This is a genomic window from Rhodosalinus sediminis (genome assembly GCF_003385555.1).
Taxonomy (GTDB): Bacteria; Pseudomonadota; Alphaproteobacteria; order Rhodobacterales; family Rhodobacteraceae; genus Rhodosalinus; species Rhodosalinus sediminis.
Genome location: NZ_QOHR01000053.1, coordinates 1 through 4,434, shown reverse-complemented (window position 1 = coordinate 4,434; position 4,434 = coordinate 1). Strand labels below are relative to the sequence as shown.

The 4,434-nt window shown below is 71.2% G+C and carries 4 protein-coding genes and 1 pseudogene; all 5 read left to right on the top strand.

Annotated elements, in window-relative coordinates; genetic code table 11:
- The first annotated feature begins 263 nt into the window (after positions 1–263).
- A complete protein-coding gene (locus DRV84_RS16280; RefSeq protein ID WP_420852978.1) occupies positions 264–404 on the top strand; it encodes a DUF7697 family protein in 141 nt (46 codons plus the stop codon).
- Positions 385–2,802 carry a phage tail tape measure C-terminal domain-containing protein gene (locus DRV84_RS14895; protein WP_115982095.1) on the top strand — a complete coding sequence of 806 codons (2,418 nt, stop codon included), beginning with the start codon at positions 385–387 and terminating at the stop codon, positions 2,800–2,802. Before DRV84_RS16280 ends, DRV84_RS14895 begins: the two co-directional genes overlap by 20 nt.
- Positions 2,802–3,428: a DUF2460 domain-containing protein gene (locus DRV84_RS14890; protein WP_115982093.1), complete on the top strand. Its 627-nt coding sequence runs from the start codon at positions 2,802–2,804 to the stop codon at positions 3,426–3,428. The genes DRV84_RS14895 and DRV84_RS14890 overlap by 1 nt, the downstream gene beginning before the upstream one ends.
- Positions 3,425–4,309 carry a DUF2163 domain-containing protein gene (locus DRV84_RS14885; protein ID WP_115982091.1) on the top strand — a complete coding sequence of 295 codons (885 nt, stop codon included), beginning with the start codon at positions 3,425–3,427 and terminating at the stop codon, positions 4,307–4,309. The genes DRV84_RS14890 and DRV84_RS14885 overlap by 4 nt, the downstream gene beginning before the upstream one ends.
- Positions 4,306–4,434: pseudogene (locus tag DRV84_RS16070) on the top strand (peptidase); the annotation flags it as partial. The gene DRV84_RS14885 and the pseudogene DRV84_RS16070, both read left to right, overlap by 4 nt.

Genomic DNA, 4,434 nt, shown 5'->3' with positions numbered 1-4,434 from the left:
ATCTGGCCGATCTTCGAGGCGTTCCAGCTGACCTACGTCTCGAAGGGCCTGCTGCTGGAACAGGAAAAAAACGCCTCCGCGCTCTCGCCGAATGGTCCTTCGGCGGGGGCGAGCGGTACTGCGAAGCCTGCACGCAAACCTGCCCGGACTGCCCGGCGCGGCTGAACCGGCCGCTGACGCATGACGGCTGGCAGGTCTGGGATCTGGTCGGCCGTCTCGGCGGCCAACTCCGCGTGCTGCCCGGAGCCGTCGTCGGCTGGGACATGTCGGCGGCGCTGGCGCTCGGCGACGCGCTCGGCGTGCCGCCGCTCGCCATGGCCGAACTGCTCCCCGTCATCGAGGCGGTGATGGTCGCCAAACTCAACGAACAGATGGATCAGTCCCATGGCGGAAAAACGGGTTAGCGTCCGCCTCGCGGCCGTGGGCGGACGGCAGGTGCGCGCCGAACTGGAAGGCGTGGGCGAGGCCGGGTCGCGCGGCTTCGGACGACTGAGCCGGGAGATGGAAGCGGCGAACGCCCGGCTCGCGGCCTTCTCGCGGCGGGTGCGCGTGGCTGCCGCTGCGGCGGTTGCTGCCGCCGCCGCCGCTGGCGTGGCGATGATCCGCTCCGGCCTGCAGACGGTCGATGCGCAGGCCAAGCTGGCGCAGTCGCTCGGCACAACCGTCGCCTCGATCCAGACGCTGGAGCGGGCGGGTGAGCTGGCGGGCGTGTCGATGTCCGGCATCGAGCAGGCGACGAAGGATCTGACCCGCCGTCTCAGCCAGGCGGCCGCCGGGACCGGTCCCGCCGCCGATGCGCTCGACCGGCTCGGGCTTTCGGCCAACGAACTGATCGCGCTGCCGCTGGATCAGCGCGTGGGCGCGATCAACGCGGCCATCGAGAGCTTCGTGCCTGCCGCCGAGCGCGCGGCCGTCGCGGGTCAGCTCTTCGGCGAGGAAGGCTCCATTGCCATGTCGCGGATCGACACGGCGACGCTGCGCCAGGCGACGGAGGACGTGCTCGCCTTCGGGGTCGTGGTCTCGGAGCAGGACGCCGACCAGATTGAGCGGACGAACGATGCGATCTCCCGGCTCGGGCTGATCTGGCGCGGGCTGTCGAACCAGCTGGCCGTCGCTGCGGCACCGGCGCTCGAAGCCGTCGCCGACGCCATGGCGGCGGTCGCCAGCCGCACCGGCCCGCTCGGCATCGCAATCCGCGGCCTCTTCGACAACATCGGTCGCCTGACCACCTATGCCGCCACCTTCGCCGCCTTCCTCGCAGGCCGCTGGGTCGCGGGCATGGCCGCTGCGGCGCTCTCGGTCCGTGGCCTAGCCACAGCGCTCGTCCTTCTGCGCGGCGCATTGATCCGCACCGGCATCGGGGCGCTGATCGTCGGCGCGGGCGAGCTCGTCTACCAGTTCACCCGTCTCGTCTCCGGCGCGGGCGGTTTCGGCGAGGCGATGTCGCTCCTGAAGGATCTCGCCGTCGAGGTCTGGGAGCGGATCAGGATGGGCGCCGCTGCCGCGGGTGCGGCCGCCACGGCGATGTTCTTCGACCTGAAGGCCGATGCCGCCTCGGGCATGCAGAGCGCCATCGAGAGCGTGGTCGGTTTCGGGAATACAGCGGCGAACACTTTCGAGGGGGCCTACGAGGCAATCAAGGCGATCTGGGGCCTGCTGCCCGCCGCCATCAGCGATCTGGCGTTCCAGGCCGCGAACAGCCTGGTCGACGGCGTCGAGGCGATGCTGAACGGCGTGGTCTCGCGCATCAACGGCTTCATCGGCGGCATCAACCAGGGGCTCGAAGCCCTCGGCTCCGAGCGCCGCATCTCGCTGGTGCCCGACCTCGACCTCGGCGAGATCGAGAACCGCTTCGAGGGCGCCGCGACGGCAGCGACCACCGCCGCGCAGGCGGCGTTCGACCGGGCCTTCGAGGACAACCCGCTGACCGCGCCCGATCTCGGCCTGACCGAGGCGGCGAACCGCGCGCTCGAGTCGGCGAATGTCTACCGCGGCGCCGCGCGCGATCTGGCGGAAGGTGCCCGCGCGCCGCTGGAAAGCTGGCAGGCCCTGCGCGATGCGGTGCGCGGCACCGACGAGGCGGGCGCGGATGCACTGGCCGAGGCCACTGGTGCTGCCGAGCGGCTGGAGACGGCGCTCGGCGATGCGGGACGGGCCGCGACGGGTGCAGGGGCGGCGGCCGGAGCTGCCGCCGCAGCGGCTGAGCCCGCGACCGAGGCCGCCGTCACCGGGTGGCAGGCGGTCACGGCGGCGCTGTCGGACTACGCCAGCAAGGCGCGCGAGATCGGCGGCGACATCGGCCAGAGCCTCGTCGGCGCCTTCCAGTCTGCCGAGAACGCGGTCGGCGAGTTCGTGAAGACCGGCAAGCTCAACTTCCGCGATCTGGTCACCTCGCTGCTGGCCGATCTCGCCCAACTGGCGGCGCGGCGGTTCATCCTCGGGCCGATCGCCAATGCGCTCTCTGGCGTGTTCTCCGGGGCGGGCGGCATCTTCGCCAATGTCTTGCATGCGGGTGGCATGGTCGGCTCTGCGGGGCCGTCGCGGATGGTCCCGGCCATGGCTTTCGCCGCCGCCCCGCGGATGCATTCCGGCGGCATGGCCGGCCTTCGGCATGATGAGGTGCCCGCGATCCTGCAGCGCGGTGAGCGCGTGCTGTCGCGGCGCGAGGCCCAGAGCTACGGCGCGGGCGGCGGGGTCAATGTCACCATCATGGCCCGCGACGCCGAGAGCTTCCGGCAGTCGCGCACGCAGGTCGCGGCGGACATCGCCCGTGCCGTGTCACTCGGGCGGAGGGGCATGTGATGGCGTTTCACGAGGTCCGGTTTCCCGACAACGTCAGCCGCGGCGCGCGGGGCGGGCCCGAGCGGCGCACGCAAATCGTCGAGCTCGCCTCGGGCGACGAGGAGCGCAACGCCAGCTGGGCCAACTCGCGCCGCCGCTACGATGTCGCCTACGGCATCCGCCGCGCAGACGATCTGGCGGCCGTCGTCGCCTTCTTCGAAGCGCGGAACGGCCGCCTGCATGGCTTCCGCTTCAAGGACTGGGGCGACCACAAGTCCTGCCTGCCTTCGGGCACGCCGTCGCCGACCGACCAGGTGGTTGGTACCGGCGACGGCACGACGACAGCGTTCCAGCTGGTGAAGCACTACGCCTCGGGCGCGCAATCCTGGACGCGCGCCATCGCCAAACCAGTGACCGGAACCGTGCGCATCGCGCTCGGCGGGGTCGAGCAGCCCTCCGGCTGGTCGGTCGACACCACGATCGGCGTCGTCGCCTTCGGCGCCGCGCCGGGCGCTGGCGTCGCGATCACCGCGGGCTTCGAGTTCGACGTGCCCGTCCGTTTCGACACCGACGTGCTCGACGTGACGCTCGACCTCGAGCGGCTCGGCTCGATCACCTCCATCCCGCTGCTGGAATTGCGCCGATGAAGACCCTCGACCCCGCGCTGCAGGCCCATCTCGACGAGGGCACGACCACGCTCGCCTGGTGCTGGCGGATCATACGGGCCGGTGGTGTCATCTTCGGCTTCACCGACCATGACCGGACGCTGAGCTTCGACGGCACGGACTTCGAGCCCGAGAGCGGGCTGACCGCCTCGGAGGTGCGCTCCGGCTCGGACCTCTCGGTCGATGCGCAGGATGCCGAGGGTATACTGACCTCCGACCGGATCACCGAGACCGACATTCTCGACGGCCGCTGGGACAATGCCGAGGTCGAGGTCTGGCGGGTGAACTGGGCCGACACGGACCAGCGCGTGCTGATGCGGCGCGGCGCCACCGGCCAGATCCGGCGCGGGCGGCTCGCCTTCGTCGCCGAGGTCCGCTCGCTCGCCCATGTCCTTGGCCAGACGGTCGGGCGGACCTTTCAGGCGACCTGCGATGCCGCGCTTGGCGATACGCGCTGCCGCGTCGATTTGGAGGATCCGGCGTTCAAGGGCACGGGCGCGGTGATCGACCTTCTTCGCGACCGATCCTTCACCGCCTCGGGCCTCGGCGGGTTCGCCTCCGGCTGGTTCACCTTCGGCACGCTGGACTGGACGAGCGGCGCGAACGCGGGGCGGCGCACCGAGGTGCTGGGCCACGACGTCACTGACGGTATCGCTGTGCTGACCCTGCTCGAAGCGCCGGTGCGCGCGATCGAAGAGGGCGACGGCTTCACCATCCGTGCAGGCTGCGACAAACGGATGGAGACCTGCGGGGCCAAGTTCGCGAACACCGCCAACTTTCGCGGTTTCCCGCACATCCCCGGCCAGGACGCCGTGCTGCGCTACGCCACCAAGGATGGCGGCCACGAGGGGTCCGTGCTGTGACGCAACCTCTCGCACCGGCCGATCCCGCGCGGGTCATTGCCATCGCGCGCTCTTGGCTGGGAACGCCGTACCACGACCAGGCGAGCCTGCGCGGCATCGGCTGCGACTGCCTCGGGCTCGCGCGG